Raw genomic sequence first — 24,487 nt, 5'->3', positions numbered from 1 at the left:
GCGTGTGTATTCCGTTAAGGTCACCGAAGGTGCTGACGACGACTGCCTGGTCTTATGGTCGGCATTCTGACTGCTCATCGGAAGTCCGTCTCGCCGGACCGATCAGCCGCCATGGCCTGATCAACCGGATATTTAAGGATTATATTAATGAATTTTTTACAAGACCCTCGTTTTTCAGGCGTCGAAAGGTTCCCTGCCAAAGTATGGCTGTCGTCTCCAACTATGCACGGCGATGAGCAGCATTGGGTCGACGAGGCAATAACGACCAACTGGGTCAGTACTGTCGGGGAGAATATCGATACAGTTGAAAAGCAGGTCGCGGAAAAGGTCGGCCGGAAATACGCTGTAGCGCTGACCTGCGGAACTGCCGCGCTTCATCTCGCCATAAAGCTATGCGCAGAAAAGCTCTATGGACAGCCTGCTGCCGGGCACGGGGCCCTTGAGGGTCGCCGTGTTTTTGCGTCTGATATGACCTTCGACGCAACTGTCAATCCGATCTGCTACGAGGGCGGGATCCCCGTGTTTATCGACACGGAATATGACACCTGGAACATGGATCCCGAGTCGCTTTCCCGCGCCTTCGAGCTGTATCCGGACGTGCGCCTTATCGTTGTGGCACATCTGTACGGCACTCCCGGAAAGATCGATGAGATCAGAAGCATCGCCGATGCTCACGGCGCGCTGATAGTGGAAGACGCCGCCGAAAGCTTCGGGGCTACTTATAAAGGCGTCCAGACCGGCTGCTTCGGAACAATAAGCATTTTGTCCGGAAACGGCAACAAGATCATCACCGGAAGCGCCGGAGGATTTCTGCTGACCGATTCCCGGGAAGACGCAAACAAGGCCAGAAAATGGAGCACTCAGAGCCGTGAGGACGCCCCTTGGTATCAGCACGAAGAGCTGGGCTACAACTACCGAATGAGCAATATCATTGCCGGATTATTGCGCGGCCAGCTCCCTTATCTCGAAGAACACATTGAGCAAAAGAAAACTATCTACTATCGTTACAAAGAAGGGCTCAAAGACCTTCCTATCAGTCTGAATCCTTTTGACGCCGCCGACAGTGTCCCCAACTTTTGGCTTTCCTGCTTACTGATCGATGAAGAGGCTATGGCTCCGTTTGTTCGCGGCGAAAAAGACGAATTGTGGAGATCAAAGCCGGGAAAAAGCTCGCCTGGGGAAATACTGGGCGCCTTGAACTCATTTAACGCCGAGGGCCGCCCCATCTGGAAACCCATGCATATGCAGCCGATATACCGAAGCCATGCATTCGTGACCAAAGAAGGCAGCGGCCGCGGACGCAGCAACGCCTATATTGCAGGCAAAGGCGTTGACGTCGGCGCAGATATCTTCCGGAGAGGCCTGTGCCTCCCCTCGGACAACAAGATGACTCCGGATCAGCAGGACAGAGTTATCGATATCATTCACAGATGCTTCCGGTAAATTTTGCATCCAGGCATTTCCCCGGATAATAATGCAAAAATACAAGCATGAGATGTTGACTCGAGAAAATATCTGCTTCTTTTAACAGGATGCACTAAATGAGTGAAAGCGGAGACTAATTGCACATGAAGGACTTAATCATATTTGGAGCAAGCGGATTTGGCCGTGAGGTAGCATGGGCAGCAGAGCGCCAAAATATTGACGAACCAACCTGGAATATTCTTGGGTTTATGGATGATGATGACAGCATTCAGGGCGCAAGCATCAATGGCTATAAGGTGTTGGGTAAGACAGCCGATGTTGGTAAGTATCCCCACGCTTATTTTGTATGCGCAATAGGCGCTTCAAAAGTTCGGGAAAAGATAGTTGCCAACATGAAAGCAGTAAACGCAAATATTCTGTTTGGAACCGTGATCGACCCGGGTGTAGTGAAAAGTGATCTCGTAACTATAGGAGAAGGAACCATCATTTGCGCTCATTCGATTATTACTGTGAATGTATCCATCGGCGATCATGTCATCGTTAACCTGGACTGCACGATCGGCCATGACGCCGTTCTGAACGACTTCGTGACCCTCTATCCGTCTGTCAATGTGTCCGGAAATACAAACATCGGACATTCAGTGGAAATGGGTACGGGCATGAGTATCATCCAGGGAAAGAATATAGGAGACTACAGCATAGTAGGAGCAGGAGCCGTTGTTGTTAAAGATATCCCGGCAAAATGTACTGCAGTGGGGTGTCCCGCAAAGCCGATCAAGTTTTTTGATGACTGACAGAGAGGGTAACAAGTTGAATATCAGAACAATAACTGTTGTAGGAGTAACAGGCACAATGGGTGCGACTGTTGCGGGTATTTTTGCTTCCTTTGGCGATGCAGTAGTTTATTGCGTGGGCAGGGATATTGAAAAAGTAAAGAGAACTATTCCGAGGATCGTGAAATCTGTTAGAGCAGATGCTATCGCAAAGAATCTGATCCCGGCTGATTTTTCAATGCTTGAGCAATGTGTTGCAGAGTCAGATCTTGTATTTGAGAGCAGCAAAGAAGACATGGGGGTAAAAAAAGACATAGCTATGCAAGTGGCAAAAGCGCTTCAGCCCAACGCAATATCCTGCACCGGATCTTCAGGTCTTTCGATCACTGATCTCGCATCTTGTTATCCGAAGGGACTGCGCGAACATTTCTTTGGCGTTCATATGTTCAACCCGCCATACAGCATGCCTCTCTGCGAATTGACCTCAACAGCTTTTTCGGATGAACAAACCAAGACCGCTCTGAAGGAGTATCTCAGCAAGATACTTTATCGGACGGTCGTAGAGGTAAAAGACTCTCCGGCTTTTTTGGGCAACCGCATAGGCTTTCAGTTTATTAATGAGGCTCTCCAATACGCTGAGAAGTTCAAAGACAATGGCGGAATTGATTATATAGACGCTCTGCTCGGATCTTTTACCGGTCGCACTATGCCTCCGCTGGTTACGTCGGACTTTGTCGGTCTGGATGTCCACAAGGCCATAGTAGATAACATTTATGAAAATACAAATGATTATGCGCATGAGACCTTTGTCCTTCCGGAGTTTACTCAGAAGCTGATAGATGAAAACAAGCTTGGGCGAAAAAGCGGGGCCGGCCTCTACAGGCGAATCAAATATGAAAACGGGATCGTTCGTCAAACCGTTTTAGATATTAATACGGGGATGTACAGAGACGTGATCCCATATGTTTTTCCGTTTGCCGACAAAATGAAGAAGTGTATCGCTGACGGCGAATACACGAATGCATTCGTCTGTCTTGTTAATAACCAGTCACAGGAAGCAGAGATATGCCTGTCGTTTCTCCTCAAGTATATCATATACAGCCTCTACGCAGCCAAAAATGTCGGTTATAACGTCGATGCTGCCGATGACGTGATGGCTACAGGATTTAGCTGGTGTCCTCCCTTGGCGGTGTATCAGGCTTTGTCCTTAGCAACTGATGTACCGGCTTTGATAAACGATCGGCTTCCGGAAATCTGCAGGAAGGTAGATATTAAACAGCTTCTGTCAGATGTGAAGCCCTCGAAGTATGATTTCAGGCGCTATTTCAAATCAGGGAGGTAAAGTTATGAGCAAGGTTTATATACTCGGCGGCGCACAGACTGATTTTGAACGCAACTGGAAGAAAGAAGGCAAAGGTATGGTTGCTCTTCTTAAAGAGGTGGTTGCTGACGGGCTGTCTGACGCAGGACTGACTTTTGAAGACGTGAAGAGCCTGAACCGGGAAAACCGTATCGCATGTTTTGTCGGCAATTTCATTGCTGAAAAATATACGGAACAAGGGCACCTTGGCGCTTTTCTGACGGAAGTAGACGAGGCTTTTTATGGCGTTCCTTCTGCGCGTTATGAGGCGGCATGCGCCAGTTCTTCCGTTGCTATTGACGCAGCGGCCACAAAAATCAGGGCAGACGAATATGACGTAACCATAGTCCTCGGCTGGGAACTGATGAAAACCGTTGACTCGCTGACCGGCGGAGACTTTTTGGGGCGCGCTGCCGATTATGAAAAAGAAAGCAAAGGCATTGAGTTCCCTTTTCCAAAACTATTTGGAAAACTTGCTGATGAGACGCTGAAGAAATACCCGGAACTGGATGCAAAGCGGTACATGGACGCTCTGGCGAGGATAAGCATCATTAACTATAGCAATGCAAAGCGCAATCCCCTTGCGCAGACACGCAAATGGTTTATGAGTTACGATCAGGCAAGTACCAGAGGAACAGACACAAACCCTCTTGTCGGCGGCAGACTCGCTGTTTCCGACTGCTCGCAAATCACAGACGGCGCTGCCGTTATTGTGCTCTGCAGCAAAAGATTTGTCGGCGAACGCGGGATCAAAGATAAACCCATTATCAAAGGTTACGGGCACAGAACTGCGCCAATGCTGTTTGACAAGAAGATGGCAGACAACGAAGGGTCCGAATATGTGTTGCCTTGGACGAGAAAAGCTGTGCAGGATGCATATGGAAGAGCAGGATTGACTGTTGACGATATAGACGTATTTGAAACTCATGACTGTTTTACAAGCTCCGAGTATGCGGCAATAAGCGCGTTCGGACTGACAGCACCCGGTAAAGAGTACGAGGCAATAGAAAGCGGCCTGATTGCTTTTGACGGTACCAAGCCTATCAATCCGTCGGGCGGCCTTATCGGAGCAGGCCATCCGGTAGGAGCTTCCGGCGCCAGGATGTTTCTGGATATTTACAAGCAGGTTACCGGAACCGCAGGCAGGTATCAGGTCAGGGGGGCTAAAAACGGCTTGATGCTGAATATTGGCGGAAGCGCCACCACTAATTATGTCTTTATAGTAGGACAAGAATAAACAAAGCATTATATTCATGATTTTCGTGCAGATATTGCTGCATCCCGATGCCGTAACGTCGGATACCAGCGAGTCATTACAGAGCGGAAGACGGAGGAACGAATGAAGCACAAATCTTGCGGTCCATACGAGAGATTCATTAAGCGTCCGCAGGACTTTCTATGCGCGCTGTTTGCGACCGTCGTATTATCTCCAGTGCTTCTGATTACTGCGCTATTGGTTCTCGCCAAGCTCGGTAGGCCGGTTTTTTTTACACAGGATCGTCCGGGAAAAAACGGGAAGGTCTTCAAGTTGTACAAGTTCAGGACGATGCTCTCACCAAAGGAAGGGCAGTCCGGACCTGAGTATGACGCCATAAGATTGACTCCTTTTGGTAAAAAGCTGCGTTCCACGTCACTGGATGAGCTCCCTGAACTGTTTAACATTCTAAAGGGCGATATGTCTCTTGTCGGCCCAAGACCGCTGCTTGTAAAATACTTGCCCCTCTACAACGAGCATCAGGCTCGCCGCCATGAGGTGAGACCGGGCTTGACCGGCCTTGCGCAAGTAAGCGGCCGGAACGCCATAAGCTGGGAAGAGAAGTTTGATTGGGATGTGAAATACGTAGAGCACGTAACCTTCATCGGAGACTGGACAATCATTCTTGAAACGGTTAAAACAGTATTCAAACGGGAAGGTATTAGCGGCGAAGAATCCGAAACTATGACTGAATTCAAAGGAACCGAAGAATGAATCCGGCTGCCTTCCTTCAGGAACAGGCGACACCTGTATTCGCTGAGGTTAGTCCTTTTTGAGGCAGCCGGACGGAATTCTTGGAAGAAGACTAAATGATTAGTAAGTAAAGAGTGGGTAGTATTTTGAAAATCTGGTTAATGAATCATTATGCAAGCAACATGCTCTTTGACAAGGGCGGAAGGCACTATTATTTTGCCAAGTACCTTCAAAGAGCCGGCTACAGCCCGGTAGTATTCTGTTCAAACATCTTTTTCAACAGGACAGAAGAAAAATGTATTGATACCGATGATCTTTGGGCAGAGAAATACGCAGAGGAGATCCATACCCCTTTCGTTTTCGTAAAGGCAAGAAAATATAAGGGAAATGGCATCGGACGCGTGCTTAATATGATAGACTTTTATTTCAACGTCAAAAAGGCTGCCCTTGAATACGCAAAGATACATGGCAATCCGGATATCATCATTGCATCATCAGTCCACCCTCTTACGATGGTCGCCGGGATCCAGCTGGCCAAAAAGTTTGGCGTCAAGTGTATTTGCGAAGTCCGGGATCTATGGCCGGAAGCCATCGTAGCCTATTCAAGGCGGCTCACAAAGAAGAGCTTGCTGTCCAGGATCCTGTATGCCGGTGAAAAATGGATTTACAAGAAAGCCGCAGCAGTTATCTTCACCCAGGAGGGTGGGCCTGACTATGTATGCGAGCATAAATGGGATAAGGCTCATGGCGGTCCTGTCGATAATGAGAAGCTGTATCATATCAATAACGGTGTTGACCTGGAGGCGTTTGATCAAAATCTTAATTCTCATCCGTATTCAGATGAAGATCTGGATAATCCCGAGCTCTACAAAGTCGTCTATTGCGGCTCAATAAGGCGGATCAATAATCTTGGCCTGATAGTGGATGCCGCAAAGCTGATAAATGACCCGAAGATCAAGTTCATCATTTTCGGAGACGGAGATGAGTTGGAACAGTTGAAGAAAAGAGTAGAAGATGAAGGCATCTCAAACGTTGTATTCAAGGGGAGAGTGAACAAACAGTTCATCCCTTCTATAGACAGCAAAGCAAACTTGAACATAGTTCACTGGGAAATGAATCCGCTGCTTCGTGTTGGTGAAAGCTACAACAAGGCCTTTGAATATTTTGCAGCCGGAAAGCCTGTGTTTTATACGGTCCGACCCGGATACAGCATTGTCGAGAAATACCGTTGCGGAAAGCTTACTGAAGGCTTTGAGCCCAAGGATATCGCCGCAGGGATCCTTGCTATGGCTTCGTTGAACGATGACGAAAAGGAAGAGATGGGCAGAAATGCCAGAAAAGCTGCAGAAGTGTATGACTTCAAGAACCTTACGAGGATGCTGATAGATATTATTGAAAAATGAATTTATGTGTCCGGTATAAGTTGGCTAATGCCCGGAAAAACGGAAAACATCTTCATTAAAGGTACACGATATGACTTTATATAAATCACTGCTTAACAAGACCGAGAGCCTGGCCCTGGTGGGTCTGGGCTACGTGGGCATGCCCATCGCGGTGGCCTTTGCCCAAAAGGTGAACGTCATAGGCTTTGATCTCAACAAGGCCAAAATAGACCTCTACAAGTCCGGCGTGGATCCTACCAACGAGGTGGGAGACGAGGGCATCCAAAAGACCTCCGTATATTTTACCGCCGACGAAAAGGATCTCCAAAAGGCCCGGTTCATCATAGTGGCGGTGCCAACGCCGGTGAACACCGACCATACCCCCGACCTGGCCCCGGTCATAGGCGCCAGCGAGATAGTGGGCCGCAACCTCTCAAAGGGCTCCATAGTGGTGTATGAATCCACCGTGTATCCCGGAGTCACCGAGGACGTGTGCGTCCCCATATTGGAAAAGGAGTCCGGCCTGAAGTGCGGCAGGGATTTCAAGGTGGGTTACTCCCCCGAGCGCATCAACCCCGGCGACAAGGTGCACCGGCTGGAAAACATACGCAAGATAGTTTCCGGCATGGACGCAGCCTCCCTCAGGGAGATCAAGAAGGTGTACGACCTGGTCATAGAGGTGGGCACCTACCCCGTCAGTTCCATCAAGACTGCCGAAGCCATCAAGGTGGTGGAAAACAGCCAGCGGGACATCAACATAGCCTTTATGAACGAGCTGGCCATGGTCTTTGACCGCATGGGCATAGACACCAACGAGGTAGTGGACGGCATGAACACCAAGTGGAACGCTCTCGGGTTCCGCCCGGGCCTGGTGGGCGGCCACTGCATAGGCGTGGACCCCTACTACTTCACCTATCAGGCGGAAAAGCTGGGCTATCACAGCCAGATCATCCTGAACGGCCGCATCGTCAACGACAACATGGGCAAATACGTGGCGGACGCCGCCATCAAAAAGATGATCGAGGCGGGACAGGCCCCGGCCAGGAGCAAGGTAGTGATACTGGGCCTCACCTTCAAGGAAAACTGCCCGGACACCCGCAACAGCAAGGTGAACGACATCATCGTGCGCCTGAGGGAATACGGCATCGAGCCGGTGGTGGTGGACCCCTGGGCCAGTGAGAGAGACGCGGAGCATGAATACGGCGTGAAGCTCACGGATATCGGAGACGCCAAGGGCGCAGACTGCATCATAGCCGCCGTGGCCCACAACGAATTCAGAGCCCTGTCCCTGGACGACGTCAAGGCCATGTACAACAAAAAGGCCTCCGGCAAGGTGCTCATAGACGTGAAGGGACTCTATGAAGTTAAAGCCCTGGCCAAGTCCGGGCTCCTGTGGTGGAGGCTGTAGGACAACATATGCGCATTCTGCATATAAACTGCAATTATTTAAGATCGACGCTGCATCAGACAATGATTGAATATCTGAACGGTCTGGGATACGACAATCAGGTATTCGTCCCTATTTATCACGGTTCTGAGCAAATAATAGAGCCCGCAGACTATGCGGTTGTGAGCGAATGTTTTAAATACTGGGACAGGATCCTTTTTGACTACAAGCAGAGCAAGATCATCAAAGCCTGTGAAAGACAGTATGATATAGCGTCATTTGATTTGATCCACGCCTATACGCTCTTTACAGACGGCAATGCAGCCAGAGTGTTAAGCAAAAAATACGGAGTACCGTATGTCGCAGCTATTCGCAATACCGACGTAAATGATTTTTTTGCCAAGCTCCCCTTTTTGAGAAGCAGAGGCGTAAAAACCATGCTGGACGCAAAGAGGGTATTCTATTTGTCGGAAGCCTATAAGAATACCGTGTTCCGTCGCTTTGTTCCGGAGAAATATCACAGTTCGTTAGAAGGAAAATCTGACACGATTCCCAATGGTATAGATCCTTTCTGGCTTTCAGGCGTTGCAAAAGCAAAAAGCCCCGGTGACCCGGTCAGGCTTATATATGCCGGAGGAATAGACAGAAACAAAAACATCGGCGCTACTCAGCAGGCTATGGAGATCCTTCGCGAAGAAGGCATTAAGACCACCCTTACCGCGGTAGGCAAGATAGTGGAAAAAGACGTCTATGATCAGATAATCAAAGACGGGTATACCACCTATCATGAGCCTGTCCGGAAGGAAAAACTGGCAGACCTTTACAGGCAGCATGATATTTTTGTGATGCCTTCTTTTGCGGAAAGCTTTGGCCTGGTATATGCCGAGGCCCTGAGCTGCGGACTGCCCGTCATCTATTCCGAAGGGCAGGGCTTCGACAAACAGTTTGACGAGGGCTACGTGGGTTATCACGTAGATTCGCACAGCGCAGAGTCCGTGGCGGAAGGCATTAAAAATATCATAAAGAACTATGCCAGTCTTTCGGCTAACGCTCCTGATGCCGCCAAAAAGTTTGACTGGAACGTCATAGCAGGACAATATCATGGCATTTACAGAGACATTGTGTAATGAAATTATCTGACAACAGGCTTTACTCGTTTTATATCGGTAATACTGCTGACGACGAGTACATAAAGACGGTCGATCTGGGTAATTACTTTTTTTGCTGTGATGACCGAACTCCTTTGCAAATCAAGAAGCAGGGATCGAGGATCCTGGTGCTCTTTGGTGATTGTGTAAACGTGATCACCGGAAGCAGCGAGGACCTGCCGGGCTTTTTATTGACAGACTCAGCAGGCGTAGAAGACATTGTTGAGAAAGAAAAAGTCTTAGGAGGGAAATATATTATCCTATACAAGGACGACGTCGGATGCAATGTCATAGGAGATGCGTCGGGCAGCATTCCTGTCTTTTATTCAACGACAAAGTCCTGTTGCTCAGACAACAAGAAAAAGATCAGTGAGGTGTGTGCCCTGGAGCCGGACAGCGAACTTACTGCCATCAGAAAAAGCGGCGATATATCCCAGGCAATGCCTTATGATATTACGGAATACAGGAAGATAAAACGGCTCTTGCCGAACCATCGGCTTGACCTTACTAAAAAGCAGGCATGCAGATTCATAAATGCAAAAGAAAAACAATCTGTCCTGACTCCCAAGGCAGCTGCCGAAACGACCTTGCCCTATATTAGGAACATAGCCAAGTACTACCACGATACTTACAAAATCTATGTCCCCGTCACAGGCGGTTACGACAGCAGAGTAGTGCTTGCCGTTTTTTACGCGCTCGACAAAGACACAGAAGCATATACCATCAGGCATAGTTCGTTTTCCGGGGATGAACAGGATATCACCATACCGACTATCCTATGCCATAGCGCAGGCATCAAACACCGTCAGATAACCGACAAGGACTTTGGTGACGATCTGCTTGGATATATGGAAAGCTTGCTTGGCAAAGACGGGTTTTCTCAGAGGACTCTTATGATAGCCAATACCATATTCTCAGAATACGGAGGTGGCCTGATAGTAAACGGAGATATTATGGGACAGGTCGGCAAGTGTTCCCTTCACAGAGATATTCCCGGAATGCTGGCCGGAGCAGGCTACTTCAGGTGCAAGCTGCATAATTACAGCAAAGAAAGCATCAGACTGTTGAATGACTGGCTGAAAGATATTAAGGGATCCGGCGAAAAGGTAAATCCGTTTGACTTGTTTTCTATAGAGAGCAGGGTAGGCAGATGGGCAGGCCAGGAAAATCTGATATACAACGCCGTAGGGCAGAGATATGCTAATATCTTCAATTCCAGAAGCATCATATATGCCTGGACTGCTGTAGAAAGAAAATACAGAAAAAAGACGCAGATCCACAAAGAGCTGATAAGAGCGATTGCGCCTGATATACTGTCAACACCCTTTGGAACTGATTCGCTTGCAGCGAAGATATCCAAATCAAGCGGTATAGTGTACTATCTTTCCAGCTTAATAAAGTATAAAATAGAAGAAAAAAGGTTTTATCATGGCAGGTAATACGAAAAAAATCATTATAACCGCAGATGATTACGGAATGTCCAGGGCAGTCAACGACGCTATAGATCAGTGCATTGAACTGCAAAACATCTCTTCGACAAATATCATGGTCAATATGCCGTTTTTCAGGGAAGCCCAAAAACACACGAGCAACAAAAACGTTTCCCTGGGACTGCACTGGACTCTATCTTGCGGAAAGCCTGTTCTGGACGCCAATGAAATACCTTCTCTAGTTGATGAAAACGGTGTCTTTTTCAGCTACCCTGTTTTCCGTAAAAAATACCGTGAACACGAGATCAAGGATGCCGATATAGAAAAAGAGCTGGCTGCGCAATATAAGTTGTATTCGGAAAATATCGGCAAGCCGGACTACTGGAATACCCATCAGAACGTCCACGTAGACTTTGGGGTCATAGACATTTTCAGACGAAAGGCGCAGGAATATAGCATAAAACGTATGCGAAACCATCTGCGTATATACGTTCCGTCACAAAATCATAAAACCACCAGGTCACTGAAATGGAGGATCTTCGAACCATTCAAGGTGATCCTGCTGAAAAGCTGGATAAACAAATTCAGAAAAAACGGCACCGGTCTTCCTGACGGAATAATAATATTTATGGACTCAGCTGATGCCGAAGATCTGAATTACGCTTTTTCCAATATACAATGGAATGACAAACAAGTCGGCGAATTGGTCATTCATCCTGCCACGGAATGCGACAGTCCGTATTTTGGGTCAATGTCGGAATCCCGAATCATAGAACACGTTCTCTATACTCAAAACAACGTCAGGGAACTATTAGCAAAAAACAATATAGATTTGGTGACTTTTGACACGTTGCAGAAATGAAAAAGAAGCTCTTGTTCATCAATAAATCCTTTGAATTCGGCGGCATCCAGTCCGCCCTTTCAAATCTGCTTGGCGCAATAAGCGCCGAATATGACATAGACATTGCAATATTCAATGACAACGGCCCTTTCAGGCAGTCGGTCCCGGAAAACGTCAAATTAGTCGAACTGCACCCTTTCGTCAGGGTCCTTGGAATGAACAAGCAGGACACATCTTCTGTCTGTACCTTCAGTCAGAAGTTCCTGAAATACTTTTTGGGAGTGTGGACTATGTTTTTTGGCAACAAACTCCCTGTCTCGTTCCTGCTGGCATTTCAAAAAAGGCTGGGGCCTTATGACGCCGTCATATCCTACCATCAGGAGACCTCTGCAAAAACACTGGTGACAGGCTTTGGCAGATTTGCTCTCGAAAAATGCGACGCTAAAAAGAAAATAGCCTGGGTCCATTCAGATTTTCAAAGAACCAGGCTTGCAACTGCAGAAAACCACGAGACATACAGAAAATTTGACCTGATAATCTGCGTTTCACAGTCGTGTATGAAAAGTTTTCTGAACAGATATCCCGATTTGGCACCCATAACGGATTTTTGCTACAACATCCTTCCGTCACAAGCCATTCTGGATAAAGCGGAAGAAAAAGCTGAAGTGATATTTGATGAAGACAAGATAAATATCCTGTCCGTAGGCAGAATGACTAAGGAGAAGGGATTCGCTGAAGCCGCGGCAGCTTTGGCTCCAATATTGAAGAACCACAGCAACATCACATGGTATATTATCGGGAACGGTCCCGAGGAAAGCGCTATAACAGAATTGGTCCTGAAGGAGCAACTCTCGGACAGGATCATTCTTACTGGTTTCAAAGACAACCCGTATCCGTATATAAAGGCAGCCGATTATATCCTGATCCCCTCTTTCCACGAAACCTTTTCAATGGTTGCCGCGGAAGCGCACCTGCTTAACACTCGTGTTATTGCGCGGGACATAGACATAATGCGGGAAGTCTGCGACCCTTCGTCGGACATAATATGCGACATTACTCCGGAGTCCCTTTCGCAAATACAATGGATCAAGAAAGAAAAACAAGACCCTGTTGAAACTAATATCAGCGTCGGAGACAGTATCAACATGTTCAGGTCTATAGTAGAATAACAGGCAGAAATATGCACATATTTATAGCGTTATGCTCTTTACCATTTATAGTTAACGGGTTTGAGAAGCTGCAAAAATTCGCGTTGGGCATACTCATTCTGGGAAGCCTTTACCTGACTATAAAATACTTCACGAGGCTTGACAAAAAACAAAAGCTCTTTGTCGGACTTCTTTTTGTCTTTGCGGCGATGACCCCGCTCTACGTATATATGGGGATATCCAATATACCGTTAAATACTACCAACCGATACGTAGCATGGGCTTTGGGAGGAGTCTGGTCCGTCTATTTCTTCAAAACAGCGACTTTGAAGCAAAAAAAGGCGCTTTTCACGATGCTGATGGTTTTTATGTTTTTTGCCGTATACAATTGCATTCAGCAAGCCAGGACAATAATGGTCACCCTTTCGGATAATGGTGAGACTCTTCAGTCAACACAGTTTTCTACTGCTCTGTTTATAATAGCCGGAGCGTTGCTGGTGGTTTTTCTCAGGGATAAAAATCTCCTTTTGAAGCTGTTCAGTATTGCTTTATACGCATTGATCTTTTTTGTCAACTCATTCCTGCTGCAAAGGGGTATTGTTACAGTACTCGGCCTTTTGATGCTGCTGGTCCTTGTCACTACTAATACCAAATATAATTCGGTTATGATTGTCATTGCATCAATACTATGCGCAGCATTCCTGTATATCTATCTGACCGTTGACTACGAAAGAATCACTTCTTTCATCTCAGCAACTATCCCTTCAAGGAGACTATCCTTCAGGCTTATATCTGTGATCGACACGATTTTTGAACAGAATACACTGCTGTTGGGCTCTTCCTTTTTGACAAGGGTAACGTATATTCAAAACAGCATCAATACATGGCTTTTCACGGACATCCCCACCTTCCTTGCAGGATACGGCGATGACAGGACCAGTTTTGCGTTTATCGGCGGTCACAGCGAAATATTTGACACTCTTGCAAAGCATGGGCTCTTGGGTGGACTTTTGCTTTTCTCTATGCTGAGATACTATTATTATAACGCGACGCAAATGGCGTTTTTCAAATCTACGGTTCTCTCAAAACAGTTTTCCGTGATTTTTGTATTTATCATCATCAGATCGCTGATCGGTACGATACTGGTCCCGATCGTTGGGATCAACATGTTCTTTACGTTGCCGTTGATTTTTGATATATATTATTTAACCAGAGAGGATAAAAAATGATTATTGGCGCCTGCGGCTTCGGCTCTACCGGTTCAAGCGTTGTATCCGATTATCTTATGGAGTTTGATTCTTTTCAGATCCTTGATACTATCGAATTTAACTGGGTATATGACGTTGACGGTCTGATAGACCTGGCGTATCATGTGCTGAATCCCCACAACCGGACAAAGGATTCTATTGTAGCTATAGAGCGATACGCCAACAGACTGAACTATATAAAGAGCTACTACTCCAGAAGTACCGCCACTTTTGAACTGTTTGAAAAAGAGGTAATGGACTTCATCGACAAGATCACCTCCGTCAGCTGGTACTGGACGGACCTGACATATACCAAAAGGAGTTTTATTGAGAATAAGCTCCGAGGAAGGGCGTTGGCAAGCATAAAAAAACAAGAAAAGAAAAGCGGAGTCCAGCTATCGTCCTGGCCCAAAAAGCAGGTCAGCTATGCTGCCGCAACCAGGGATTTTTATGAACTGGCAAAACAGCACGTAAAAAACCTGCTGCAGATAATCGGAGCCAAGGGCGATAAGCCGCTGGTCATAGATCAGCCTTTTGCCGGCAACGACCCCCAGGCTGCCTTCCCCTATTTTGATGAGCCCTATGCAATAATAGTGGATCGTGATCCGAGAGACAACTACATTTTCCTGAAAACAAAGCTGAGGGGCAGAAACCATTTTGCCCCGGTGAATGACGTGCGGGATTTCGTCAAGTATTTCCGGGGGATAAGAGACGATCAGCCCTACAAGAAAAAATCAGAGCGCATCCTTCGTATGCGGTTTGAGGATATGGTATATGACTATGACAATGCTACCGCCAAGCTGCGAGGCTTTCTGGGACTGGGAGAAAATCCGCGTCCCAAAACAGTGTTTGATCCGGCCCTGTCAATAGCAAACACTCAGACCTTTTTGCGATTCAAGAACTTTGACGATGACGTGAAATACATCGAAGAACATCTGACCGAATACCTGTTTGACTTCAGTCCTTATCCCGAGCCGGATCTTTCGGGAGAAATGTTCTTCGGCAAATCGCCGCTGAACAGGAAGTAGTATGAGCGACTTCAGAAGAAAGGCCAAATCCGGCTTCTTGTACAAATTTGCCGAACGCGCCGGAGCGCAGGGGACCAGCTTTGTAATATCTATGGTGCTGGCAAGGCTGCTTTTGCCCAGTCAATACGGCGTGGTTGCTATGGTCATGGTATTCATAGCCATATGCGACGTATTCGTCATCAGTGGCTTCGGCAAGTCGCTTATCGCCAACAAGGACTCGGACCATTTGGATTTTTCCACCTGTCTGTGGTTCAGCCTGGGCATAGCCGTGGTATTGTATGCGCTGGTTTATTTCTCTGCTCCTTATATAGCTGTTTTTTATCACGAGTCTATGCTGGTGCCTGTTATAAGGGTCATGGCTCTCAAGCTGCCGGTGACGGCTCTTTCCTGTGTGCAGGAGTCCTACACGTCAAAGCACCTGATGTTTAAAAAGTTTTTTTACGCAACACTCACGGGCACCCTGGCGTCAGGCGTCATATCCATCACCATGGCGTATATGGGCTGCGGAGTGTGGGCTCTTGTTTGCCAGAATCTTTCCAGAGCGCTCATAAATGCCGCCGTACTATGGTGTATAGTCGGGTGGCGGCCTAAAGCGGAATTTTCATTTCAGCGTCTGAAAAAGATATATGACTTCGGCTGGAAAATACTCGCTATGGGCTTGCTGGATACCGTGTATGCGCAGCTCCGGAATCTGATAATCGGCAAGAAATATTCTGCCGCCGATCTGGCGTTTTACAATAAAGGGCATCAGTTCCCGCATACAGGCATGGCTTTCGTAGAGCCAACGATCACAGGCGTGTTGTTTCCTGCGCTGGCAAAATGCCAGGACGACCGGGATCAAATGAGATCCATAGTTCGCCGCATAACCAAGGTGTCCAGCTATGTGACCTTTCCCATAATGGCAGGGTTAGCCGTAATGGCCAAGCCTTTGATACTGCTGATACTGACAGAAAAATGGCTGGAAAGCGTGGTTTATCTTCAGATAGGCTGCCTGGCTATGGCGTCGCGGCCTTTGATCTTTGTAAACGTAAGTGTGATCATGGCCTGTAAGGAAGCCGGTCTGCTGCTTAAGTTGGATCTGCTGAAGAAAGGGATCGGAGTCATCCTTTTGATCATCAGCATGTTTTTCGGGATCTATTGGGTGGCCATGAGTCTTGCCATTACAAACTTTATATGCGCGCTGATAAACATCTGGCCCAACAAAAAGCTGCTCAACTACGGATATCTGCTGCAGATAAAGGACGTCATCCCCAGCCTGCTAATGTCGTCCATTATGGGCGCTGCGATGTATTCTGTTTTATTGCTGAGCTTAAATGACACTGTGATCCTGCTGCTCCAAACCATAATAGGATTAGCGACTTATTTAATACTAACCAGGCTCTTTAAGGATGACAGTCTGGCATATCTGATAACAACGTTAAAATCTTTGGCTGCCAAAAAGAAATAGAGGCACAACATGAAAAAATATAAAATCGGTTACACTACCGGCGTATTTGATATGTTTCACATAGGGCACCTCAATATACTGAGAAATGCCAAGGAGCAGTGCGAATATCTTATTGTGGGCGTCAGCACAGATGAAGCCGTGCAATCATACAAGCACAAAACCCCTGTAATACCATTCGAACAGAGAAAGGCAATAGTTGAGGCCATAAGATACGTGGACGAGGTGGTCCCTCAGACAAGCATGGACAAAATGCAGGCCTGGCGGGAGCTGAAGTTTGACGCCCTTTTTCACGGAAGCGACTGGAAGGGCAGCGATATGTATAATGAAATAGAACGTCAGCTGAAAGAAGTTGGATGCGATCTGGTTTTTCTTCCCCACACGGAAGGGATCTCCAGTACAGACCTGAAAGACATCATAAGCAAGAAGAACGACAAGTAAAATGATCCTAAAAAAACTGAGAGCACGAGCCGAAAAACTCGTTGATGCCGTAAGAACCACATGCAGTATATATAAAATGTCTGTCAGCCGTCAGGATAATGAATACTATCTCTTGCAGCAGGCGCACAGGCTGGAAAAGGGGTTGCTTTACACTAATCCGCGCAAGCTGTGGGGCAGGGACAAGGCTCTGAAAATGGCCGCTTTGCTGTCCGGTCTTGTGGAGCACGATAAGTTTTATTATCGCACGGCCATGTCCGTATTATACAAGTATATCCAGGCCAAGAAAGCCTCGGCATACCCGGAGGACACGCTTTTGGCTGCAGAGATCGAAGACATTTTTGCCAAGAAAAACGTGCCTCTGACCGACTACGGCTGCGGAGGCGTCCTAAGCCTGACAAAAAACGAAGTTATGATGACTCCCTATTCAGCCATCAAAGATGTGCTGAGTACCAGACACAGCATCCGGTCATTCAGTGACGAACCCGTCACAAAGGAAGAGATCAACGAGGCTGTGCGGCTTGCTTTGCGAGCGCCCAGCGCCTGTAACAGACAAGCTTTCAGGGTATACGTATCGGACAAATCCTGCGCCGCTATATGCAACAAACCGTTTGACATTCAGGGCGAAAAGTTTTTGGTGATCACAGGCATAAAGACCGCCTACAATAATACCGAATTGTTTGATTGGATCGTAAGCGCAGGGATCTTCAGCGGATATCTGTCTCTGACGCTTCATTCTCTGGGTATCGGCTGCAGCGTTTTGAAGAAAACCCTGAAAATGCCTCAGGCAGAAGAAAAAGCCATCAAAGCCTATCTGGCGATCCCGGAGAACGAGCAGCTTTGCGCTGAGATCGCCATAGGTCACTATCCGGAATCGTTCAGCGTCCCTTACAGCAACAGAAAAGAGCCGGAAGACGTGGTCGTATTCAAATAGCAAGTCACCCGGCAGAGCGGTTTTGGCTCAGCATTATAGTTTGAACAACGAGGAAATCATTATGAAAAAACAGGTGCTTCTTTCGTGCGGTATGCCCTTTGACAACAAGGGCGGAATACAAAAGGGTGTCCAGCTACGGACAAAACTCTTATGCAGCGAGTTTGATTTAGACCTGCTTTTATTCCATCCTGTAGAAGAAACGGTTCTCAGAAACGAGTTCCCTCACATCAGAAGCTTTTATTATTTTGAAGACAGGAAGGACATCGGCAAACTCGATAACTGCCGGCGTCTATACCGTTTCGCCGACAGTTTTTTTGATCAGCACGAATACGACACGGTCCATTGTCACGATACCAGAATAGGCGGTATCGTCCTGGCAGCAGCCAAAAAGCATAAGATCACCACGAGAGTTTTGAGCGCTCACAGCTCAAAGATCCTGGTCAAGAATCAAACGGTCATTCAACAGTTGTTTATTTACATCACAACAAAAAACGCCCTGAGGAACGCTAACCGCCTTATCGGAGTATCCCGTATCGCTTGTGACGACGTCTTCGGCAAAAGGAAGGACACGAAAGTCTTTTACAACGGCATAGATCTCAGTATATTCGACAAATCCAAATATCCGAAAGACGATACAAAGGATACTATAGACTTTGTCCACGTAGGCAGGTTCACTCCCCAAAAGAACCACAAATTTATTATTGATACCTTCAACCTGATAAAGACCAGATTTCCGAATATCCGGTTGACCCTTATTGGCTACGGCCCTCTTGAAGAAGACATCAAAAAGCAAATATCGGATCTGCAGCTGAATAACTGTATCGCTATGCTGCCGCCTGATACCTATGTCCCTGAAGCCATGGGCAAAGCGGACTATATGATATTCCCGTCTCTGTTTGAAGGACTGAGCAACGTAGCGATGGAAGCTATGAGCATGAACGTAATGTGCTTCGGCTCCGATTGTCTTACGAGAGAGATCGAAACGCTGGGCCTGTGGAAAGCTCTTCCTCTCAGCGCAGGCCCCAAAGGCTGGGCGGAATACATCTGCGGCTTTATGGAAGAGCACAAAAACAACAGACCGACGGTAAATGAAGAGGAGCTGGCAAAATTTGACGTAAAAAACACCGTCAAAAGATACGCCGATCTGTACAACGGTTTGGAGATATGACCCAATTTTAGCCACCGTCCTTCCGCGGAAGAGATGCAATTTCTCGACCACAGGAAGTATGCAGACCGAAGATATAAAGCAAGCAGTTTTCTGCGGCCACTTTTTCAAGGAAGAATACGGAGCAAGATCATGGCAGGAAAACTAATAAAATACATCATAAACAAGACCGACCCTTTGAACACAAGGGAAAAGACTAACTTTATATGGGGCTCTTTTCGCCGGAGCCGGCTGAAGGATACCGACTTTACCATTATATCGGATAATTGCTGGGGGGGACACGTTTACCGCTATTTTCAGATCCCCTATCAGTCTCCTACGGTAGGACTTTTATTCTACTCCGAGGATTTCGGCAGGTTCATTTCTGATTTGCGGGAATATATGTCTATGGACCTCAGTTTTATCAGCCCGGAAGAATCGGTTCATTATGAAGATCTGCAGAAGCATCCCAAAAGAATGACATCACCCATAGGAGTTCTGGGCGGAGTGGAAATCTTTTTTATACACTACAAGGACAAAGAAGAGGCCTTGGCCAAATGGAACAGGCGCAGAGAACGGATCAACTGGAATAACATAGTCTATAAGATGAGCGACGATTACTGTCCTTCACTTGAAGCAATGAAAAAGTTTGATAATCTGGAAGAAGAAAGAAAGGTTCTGTTTGTCAGACAGGATTACGGCCTGAACTGCCAGCACATAATGAGTTCCGGTTACAGACGTACTAATCCGCCTCAGGACATATATGACTTCAGAAAGGGCATCAACCTGATCAATCTGATCAACGGGAAGAGCTTTATGTAGAGGAGTTAGCTGCATAGATACCTGAAGGGGGGATGCATACCATCGATTGCGGCAGGGAAAAGCAAGCTAATCAGATAGGTATATACTGACAAGACTGTCTGTCAGTTCATCGCTATAATATATAAAACGGAGATCATCATGAAAGTCATTATTCAGGAAAACTACGACAAGATGTGCGAATGGGCGGCGGCCCATATCATCGACGCCATCAACAGCCACCCCAAGGACAAGCCCTTTGTACTGGGTCTCCCCACCGGGTCTTCCCCTCTGGGCGTCTACAAGAAGCTCATCAAGGCCAACAAAGAGGGCAAGGTGTCCTTTAAGAACGTGGTCACCTTCAACATGGATGAATACGTGGGCCTCCCCAGGACCCACCACGAGAGCTACTGGTTCTTCATGCACGACAACTTCTTTGACCACATAGACATTCCCGCCGGCAACATCAACATCCTGAACGGCATGGCCGAGGATCTGGAAGCCGAGTGCGCCCGCTATGAAGAAAAGATAGCCTCCTACGGCGGCATAGACCTCTTTATGGGCGGCAGCGGCGTTGACGGTCACATCGCCTTCAACGAGCCCTACACCTCCCTCAACTCCCGCACCGGCGTGCGCGACCTGACCGAGGACACCAAGATCGTCAACTCCCGTTTCTTTGACAACGACCCCGACCAGGTGCCCTCCAGAGCCCTCAGCGTAGGCGTGGCCACCGTCACCGACTCCCGCGAGGTGCTGCTCCTCATCAACGGCCACAACAAGGCCCGGGCCCTGGCCCACTGCGTGGAAGGCGGGGTAAGCAGCAAGTGGACCATCTCTGCTCTGCAGAACCACAACAACGCTTATATCGCTGTGGACGAAGCCGCCTGCGGCGAGCTGAAGGTAGATACCTACAAGTATTTCCTGGACGTCTACAAGAGCGAAAGACTGTAATCTTTTTAAAAACGGGCTGCCTATGGCAGTCCGTTTTTATAGTTATTTCATTTTTTCTGGATTATGAAAGAATTATAAGTTGCCGGTCTGTATTATCGATGGCGATCGGGAAGTCGGCGAGAAAGCAGCGGAGAGCGGTCTAGATTCTGATATGGTCAAGACTGGAAATCAGAATTCATCAAGAACGCCGACCGCGTGTTCAACGAACGTCATCCGAGAATGAAATCCGCAAAAAGGAGGCTGAGCTGGAGCAAGAGCGCGTTCGGATGTTGAAAACCATCGGTCAGCTGACGATGGAACGCGACTTTCTCCGGGACGTGTTTCGCCGAAACGGATATCCAATACCAAAACAAGATAAATTCGGACGCTAATATTACTGTCAGGCGTCAGCGCAAGTTGCCGGGGTCAACTCGCCAAAAGCATTTCAATTCGCAATCCGATTCAACAACATCACGGATTACAACTCTGTCAGACCGCACGAGACGCATAATTATGCTAAGCCAGATGCCGTATAACATAAAACATATAATTAAGGAGGCCTTGAGCTGCATAGACGGATTGTGACACATATTATTACTAAAAAGATTTAAGGCGAAGGGGATTAGAATATGCCGAGGAATAACGATGACTTCTTTCAGGAAAAGAAAGCGTGGTCAGAAGTGAAAGACCAACTCTTTGAGTGTTATTTTAAACCGTATGTTGCTAAAATTCTTCACACACATAAGCCGTTAACATATATCGATTGTTTTGCCGGCAAGGGCAAATTTGAAGATGGGAAACCGGGTTCCCCATTAATTGCTTTAGATGTTATTGAAGAGTGTTTGAGATCAACAACACATGATAATCCTTGTATCAGCACAACTTTTATTGAATTAAAGTATGGACGCGAATTACAAGAAGTCCTATCAGATTATCCGTCTGCAACAGTTGTATCAGGACGATACGAAGAACAAATCTTTGATATTCTCAGGGACAAGGTCAATACTAACGTATTCTTATATCTTGATCCCTATGGAATCAAGTCGCTTCATTTTCCTATATTTGACACACTTGCTAAAAACGGTTTTAATTCTGTTGAGTTGCTAATTAATCTAAATACATTCGGATTTATCCGAGAAGCTTGCAGTGTATTAGGTACTACATTAATACTTGATGATCCGACAGTATTTGATGACCTTGTAGAATACGATTCAACAAATACGACTACTCCAAATTCTATTCATGACTTAGATGTAATTGCCGGTGGTAACTATTGGCAGGCCATTATAAAAGACTATCGCGACAGACGAAAAGACGGATACCAGGCAGAAGAATGCTTTGCAAAGCAGTATTGTCAACGACTATCAAAAGATTTTACCTATGTCCTTAACATGCCACTTAGAATACGTCAAGGCCAAAGACCAAAATATAGAATGATTCATGCTACTAACCACCCTGACGGTTGCTTGTTAATGGTTGATAATATCTGGAATCGCTGGCAGCTATGGCAAACTGTCCAAAACAACAGGCAATTGTCTTTAATCCCTGAAGACCCGAATAATAATTTCATCGATGATACAATCATTAAGAACAAAGCAAAGGAGCATTTTTCAAGTTACAACGTTATGACTTCATATAACAAGGCTTTGGCTGAATTCTATATGAGAAATGGGGCAATCTGCGAAAAACATAAAGTCGCTAAGGTTCTAAAAGAATTTGAAAAAGAAGGTCATATTTCAGTTTTAAGAAACCCGGCATTTACAGCTACGGGCAGACCGACAACATTCATGTCAGAAAGCTCAAATCAAAAAGTACACATTAAGTGGGAGTCATGAAAAAAATCAAGAAGTTTATTAAGAGAAAATCGCTTATATACAAAACAGGGGTCGAATATGGTGACTACACAATGAACCATGTCTTGGGTTGCTCTCATGGTTGCCATTATCCTTGTTACGCATTTTTGCAGAAGAAAAGGTTTGGCGAGATAAAATCATATGATGAATGGTGTGAACCTGCACTTGTTGAAAACACGCTGTCTTTACTGGATGTCGAACTACCGAAACTCAAGAATAAAATCAAGATACTGCATTTGTGCTTTACAACCGATCCGTTCATGTATCAGTACAATGAAGTCCAGAGCATGAGCTTTGAGGCAATAAGAAAGATTAATGAAGCAGGGGTCCGATGCTCCGTTCTAACTAAAGGAGTTTTGCCAATTGAACTTGCAAAACTCTCTAAAGAGAATGAGTACGGCATCACGTTAATTTCTACAAACGAGTCATTTCGAAAGCGCATGGAACCTGGTTCAGCCCCATGGAAAAAACGACTTGATTCACTTAAGGCTTTGCATGAAGCAGGTTGTAAAACATGGGTTAGCATCGAGCCGTTTCCGACACCTAACATAGTTAAACAGGATTTGCAGAAGTTGCTTGAGCAAGTAGCTTTTGTTGACCGAATTATATTTGGTCGAATGAATTACAGTACAGATGTAACGTCATATAGCCTTCACAAAAATTTCTATAACGACAAGGCTGATGAGGTTATATCTTTTTGTAACAAACATGGTATCAGTTACCATATCAAAGAAGGAACCTTATCCGAGAAAGCAGAAAAGTGAATCGATACAAATATAGATTTTACTATATAAAGTAGGACTTTTTGACACGATTTTTAATAGTTTATCGTATTGCTGGAGAATAAATGAAGTGAACATCAACGGTACTGTTATTGGACATGTTAATCCTCATTCAATCAAAAAGTTTGAATTAATCAAGAAGTACGTAGAGACTTGGGCACAAAAGTTACTCCAAAACACGTATTGTTCAGGACTTGTTTTCATTGATTGCATGTCAAATTGTGGCGAGTACTTCGATGATACCGGCACTCAAGTATATGGCACTCCTGTTCGGGTGGCAAACTACCTCAGGAATGTTGCGTGGCAATATCAAGAGAAGCAAATTGATTTATATTTCAGCGATTTTTGCGAAGCAAAAACAGAACACTTGAAAACTCTCATGCCCAAGGAAACTAAAAATTTCCATTGGCATATCACAACCGAGAACGGAAATGATTTGGCCAGACGTTTAGGGCAGATGATACAAAAGAACAAGCATTACCTTCTTGTCTACGATCCATTTATTGCCTCTATTGACTGGGGCGCAATAATGCCGTTTATAAACAGCTGGAGCGAGGTAATACTTAATCATATGGTATCAGATACCATAAGAGCAGTTAAGATGGTTAAAACTGAGAACACAAGAAATAAATACCAACAAACATATTTGATGGACCTTGAAAATCTCCTTCTATATGGAAGCGATAAAGACGCTTTTGAACAACGCATCGAAAGAATTATCAAGGGTTTGCGACTTGACCGAGGGAAAAAATACTACATTGCTGCCTTCCCATTTTTTAATACAAGGAATGCTGTTGTTTATAATCTAATTCACTGTACCAGTAACATAAATGGCTTCAGGCTTTATAAAGAATCCGCTTGGAAAACTTTTGGTGGAAAATCGTCAACAAAGAATACCCATGGGTTTGATCTGCACCCCAAAAGTAGGACAACTATGTTATGATATTATTGTACGAAGAGAGGACAGTTTTCATGAAGCGCCATAGAAAGAACAGAAAGTATGACGGTGATTTCAGAAAGATGGTCATTGAGACCATGCATCGGGAT

The 24,487-nt window shown here is 46.1% G+C and carries 22 protein-coding genes; all 22 read left to right on the top strand.

Annotated elements, in window-relative coordinates; genetic code table 11:
• Positions 1–147: 147 nt before the first annotated feature.
• The gene (locus IK083_00150) at positions 148–1,443 is read left to right on the top strand and encodes a DegT/DnrJ/EryC1/StrS family aminotransferase (GenBank protein ID MBR4747968.1); all 1,296 of its coding nucleotides are present in this window, start codon (positions 148–150) and stop codon (positions 1,441–1,443) included.
• A gap of 125 nt (positions 1,444–1,568) precedes the next feature.
• Entirely contained in the window at positions 1,569–2,219 is a 651-nt protein-coding gene (locus IK083_00145) for an acetyltransferase (protein ID MBR4747967.1), read from the top strand.
• A gap of 442 nt (positions 2,220–2,661) precedes the next feature.
• On the top strand, positions 2,662–3,540 hold the full coding sequence (locus tag IK083_00140; GenBank protein MBR4747966.1) for a hypothetical protein: 879 nt from the start codon (positions 2,662–2,664) through the stop codon (positions 3,538–3,540).
• Entirely contained in the window at positions 3,506–4,795 is a 1,290-nt protein-coding gene (locus IK083_00135; GenBank protein ID MBR4747965.1) for a thiolase domain-containing protein, read from the top strand. The genes IK083_00140 and IK083_00135 overlap by 35 nt, the downstream gene beginning before the upstream one ends.
• 102 nt (positions 4,796–4,897) lie before the next feature.
• Positions 4,898–5,527, top strand: a complete 630-nt coding sequence (locus IK083_00130; protein ID MBR4747964.1) for a sugar transferase — start codon at positions 4,898–4,900, stop codon at positions 5,525–5,527.
• A 125-nt stretch (positions 5,528–5,652) separates the two neighbouring features.
• Positions 5,653–6,909 (top strand): glycosyltransferase family 4 protein, encoded by a 1,257-nt coding sequence (locus IK083_00125; protein ID MBR4747963.1) that lies wholly within the window; start codon positions 5,653–5,655, stop codon positions 6,907–6,909.
• A gap of 70 nt (positions 6,910–6,979) precedes the next feature.
• Entirely contained in the window at positions 6,980–8,296 is a 1,317-nt protein-coding gene (locus IK083_00120; protein MBR4747962.1) for a nucleotide sugar dehydrogenase, read from the top strand.
• A gap of 62 nt (positions 8,297–8,358) precedes the next feature.
• On the top strand, positions 8,359–9,402 hold the full coding sequence (locus tag IK083_00115) for a glycosyltransferase family 4 protein (protein ID MBR4747961.1): 1,044 nt from the start codon (positions 8,359–8,361) through the stop codon (positions 9,400–9,402).
• Positions 9,402–10,862, top strand: coding sequence for a hypothetical protein (locus IK083_00110; protein MBR4747960.1), 1,461 nt, complete (start codon positions 9,402–9,404; stop codon positions 10,860–10,862). Before IK083_00115 ends, IK083_00110 begins: the two co-directional genes overlap by 1 nt.
• Positions 10,852–11,715, top strand: coding sequence for a ChbG/HpnK family deacetylase (locus tag IK083_00105; protein ID MBR4747959.1), 864 nt, complete (start codon positions 10,852–10,854; stop codon positions 11,713–11,715). The genes IK083_00110 and IK083_00105 overlap by 11 nt, the downstream gene beginning before the upstream one ends.
• Positions 11,712–12,863, top strand: coding sequence for a glycosyltransferase (locus IK083_00100; GenBank protein ID MBR4747958.1), 1,152 nt, complete (start codon positions 11,712–11,714; stop codon positions 12,861–12,863). The genes IK083_00105 and IK083_00100 overlap by 4 nt, the downstream gene beginning before the upstream one ends.
• Positions 12,864–12,874: 11 nt before the next feature.
• The gene (locus tag IK083_00095) at positions 12,875–14,071 is read left to right on the top strand and encodes a hypothetical protein (protein MBR4747957.1); all 1,197 of its coding nucleotides are present in this window, start codon (positions 12,875–12,877) and stop codon (positions 14,069–14,071) included.
• A gap of 56 nt (positions 14,072–14,127) precedes the next feature.
• Positions 14,128–15,117: a hypothetical protein gene (locus IK083_00090; protein MBR4747956.1), complete on the top strand. Its 990-nt coding sequence runs from the start codon at positions 14,128–14,130 to the stop codon at positions 15,115–15,117.
• A 1-nt stretch (position 15,118) separates the two neighbouring features.
• On the top strand, positions 15,119–16,564 hold the full coding sequence (locus tag IK083_00085) for a lipopolysaccharide biosynthesis protein (GenBank protein MBR4747955.1): 1,446 nt from the start codon (positions 15,119–15,121) through the stop codon (positions 16,562–16,564).
• 9 nt (positions 16,565–16,573) lie between these two features.
• A complete protein-coding gene (locus tag IK083_00080; GenBank protein ID MBR4747954.1) occupies positions 16,574–17,002 on the top strand; it encodes an adenylyltransferase/cytidyltransferase family protein in 429 nt (142 codons plus the stop codon).
• A 1-nt stretch (position 17,003) separates the two neighbouring features.
• Complete coding sequence (locus tag IK083_00075) at positions 17,004–17,933, top strand: nitroreductase family protein (GenBank protein ID MBR4747953.1); 930 nt, start codon at positions 17,004–17,006, stop codon at positions 17,931–17,933.
• 61 nt (positions 17,934–17,994) lie between these two features.
• Positions 17,995–19,101 carry a glycosyltransferase gene (locus IK083_00070; GenBank protein MBR4747952.1) on the top strand — a complete coding sequence of 369 codons (1,107 nt, stop codon included), beginning with the start codon at positions 17,995–17,997 and terminating at the stop codon, positions 19,099–19,101.
• Between the two features lie 129 nt (positions 19,102–19,230).
• Positions 19,231–19,899: a DUF1919 domain-containing protein gene (locus IK083_00065; protein MBR4747951.1), complete on the top strand. Its 669-nt coding sequence runs from the start codon at positions 19,231–19,233 to the stop codon at positions 19,897–19,899.
• Positions 19,900–20,037: 138 nt separating this feature from the next.
• On the top strand, positions 20,038–20,826 hold the full coding sequence (locus IK083_00060; GenBank protein MBR4747950.1) for a glucosamine-6-phosphate deaminase: 789 nt from the start codon (positions 20,038–20,040) through the stop codon (positions 20,824–20,826).
• A 608-nt stretch (positions 20,827–21,434) separates the two neighbouring features.
• Positions 21,435–22,640, top strand: a complete 1,206-nt coding sequence (gene tcmP, locus IK083_00055; protein ID MBR4747949.1) for a three-Cys-motif partner protein TcmP — start codon at positions 21,435–21,437, stop codon at positions 22,638–22,640.
• The gene (locus IK083_00050) at positions 22,637–23,422 is read left to right on the top strand and encodes a radical SAM protein (protein ID MBR4747948.1); all 786 of its coding nucleotides are present in this window, start codon (positions 22,637–22,639) and stop codon (positions 23,420–23,422) included. The genes tcmP (IK083_00055) and IK083_00050 overlap by 4 nt, the downstream gene beginning before the upstream one ends.
• Positions 23,423–23,510: 88 nt before the next feature.
• The gene (gene tcmP / locus IK083_00045; GenBank protein MBR4747947.1) at positions 23,511–24,383 is read left to right on the top strand and encodes a three-Cys-motif partner protein TcmP; all 873 of its coding nucleotides are present in this window, start codon (positions 23,511–23,513) and stop codon (positions 24,381–24,383) included.
• The last annotated feature ends 104 nt before the right edge of the window (positions 24,384–24,487 follow it).

Source organism: Abditibacteriota bacterium (genome assembly GCA_017552965.1).
In the GTDB taxonomy this organism is placed as follows: Bacteria; Armatimonadota; UBA5829; order UBA5829; family UBA5829; genus RGIG7931.
Note: the sequence above shows the minus strand (reverse complement) of the source record. Positions and strands in the feature narration are given on the sequence as shown.

Coding starts and splice junctions, on each gene's coding strand:
- IK083_00150 (MBR4747968.1), top strand. CDS start 148: ATGAATTTTTTACAAGACCCTCGTTTTTCAGGCGTCGAAAGGTTCCCT.
- IK083_00145 (MBR4747967.1), top strand. CDS start 1,569: ATGAAGGACTTAATCATATTTGGAGCAAGCGGATTTGGCCGTGAGGTA.
- IK083_00140 (MBR4747966.1), top strand. CDS start 2,662: ATGCCTCTCTGCGAATTGACCTCAACAGCTTTTTCGGATGAACAAACC.
- IK083_00135 (MBR4747965.1), top strand. CDS start 3,506: ATGATTTCAGGCGCTATTTCAAATCAGGGAGGTAAAGTTATGAGCAAG.
- IK083_00130 (MBR4747964.1), top strand. CDS start 4,898: ATGAAGCACAAATCTTGCGGTCCATACGAGAGATTCATTAAGCGTCCG.
- IK083_00120 (MBR4747962.1), top strand. CDS start 6,980: ATGACTTTATATAAATCACTGCTTAACAAGACCGAGAGCCTGGCCCTG.
- IK083_00115 (MBR4747961.1), top strand. CDS start 8,359: ATGATTGAATATCTGAACGGTCTGGGATACGACAATCAGGTATTCGTC.
- IK083_00110 (MBR4747960.1), top strand. CDS start 9,402: ATGAAATTATCTGACAACAGGCTTTACTCGTTTTATATCGGTAATACT.
- IK083_00105 (MBR4747959.1), top strand. CDS start 10,852: ATGGCAGGTAATACGAAAAAAATCATTATAACCGCAGATGATTACGGA.
- IK083_00100 (MBR4747958.1), top strand. CDS start 11,712: ATGAAAAAGAAGCTCTTGTTCATCAATAAATCCTTTGAATTCGGCGGC.
- IK083_00095 (MBR4747957.1), top strand. CDS start 12,875: ATGCACATATTTATAGCGTTATGCTCTTTACCATTTATAGTTAACGGG.
- IK083_00090 (MBR4747956.1), top strand. CDS start 14,128: ATGGAGTTTGATTCTTTTCAGATCCTTGATACTATCGAATTTAACTGG.
- IK083_00085 (MBR4747955.1), top strand. CDS start 15,119: ATGAGCGACTTCAGAAGAAAGGCCAAATCCGGCTTCTTGTACAAATTT.
- IK083_00080 (MBR4747954.1), top strand. CDS start 16,574: ATGAAAAAATATAAAATCGGTTACACTACCGGCGTATTTGATATGTTT.
- IK083_00075 (MBR4747953.1), top strand. CDS start 17,004: ATGATCCTAAAAAAACTGAGAGCACGAGCCGAAAAACTCGTTGATGCC.
- IK083_00070 (MBR4747952.1), top strand. CDS start 17,995: ATGAAAAAACAGGTGCTTCTTTCGTGCGGTATGCCCTTTGACAACAAG.
- IK083_00065 (MBR4747951.1), top strand. CDS start 19,231: ATGGCAGGAAAACTAATAAAATACATCATAAACAAGACCGACCCTTTG.
- IK083_00060 (MBR4747950.1), top strand. CDS start 20,038: ATGAAAGTCATTATTCAGGAAAACTACGACAAGATGTGCGAATGGGCG.
- tcmP (MBR4747949.1), top strand. CDS start 21,435: ATGCCGAGGAATAACGATGACTTCTTTCAGGAAAAGAAAGCGTGGTCA.
- IK083_00050 (MBR4747948.1), top strand. CDS start 22,637: ATGAAAAAAATCAAGAAGTTTATTAAGAGAAAATCGCTTATATACAAA.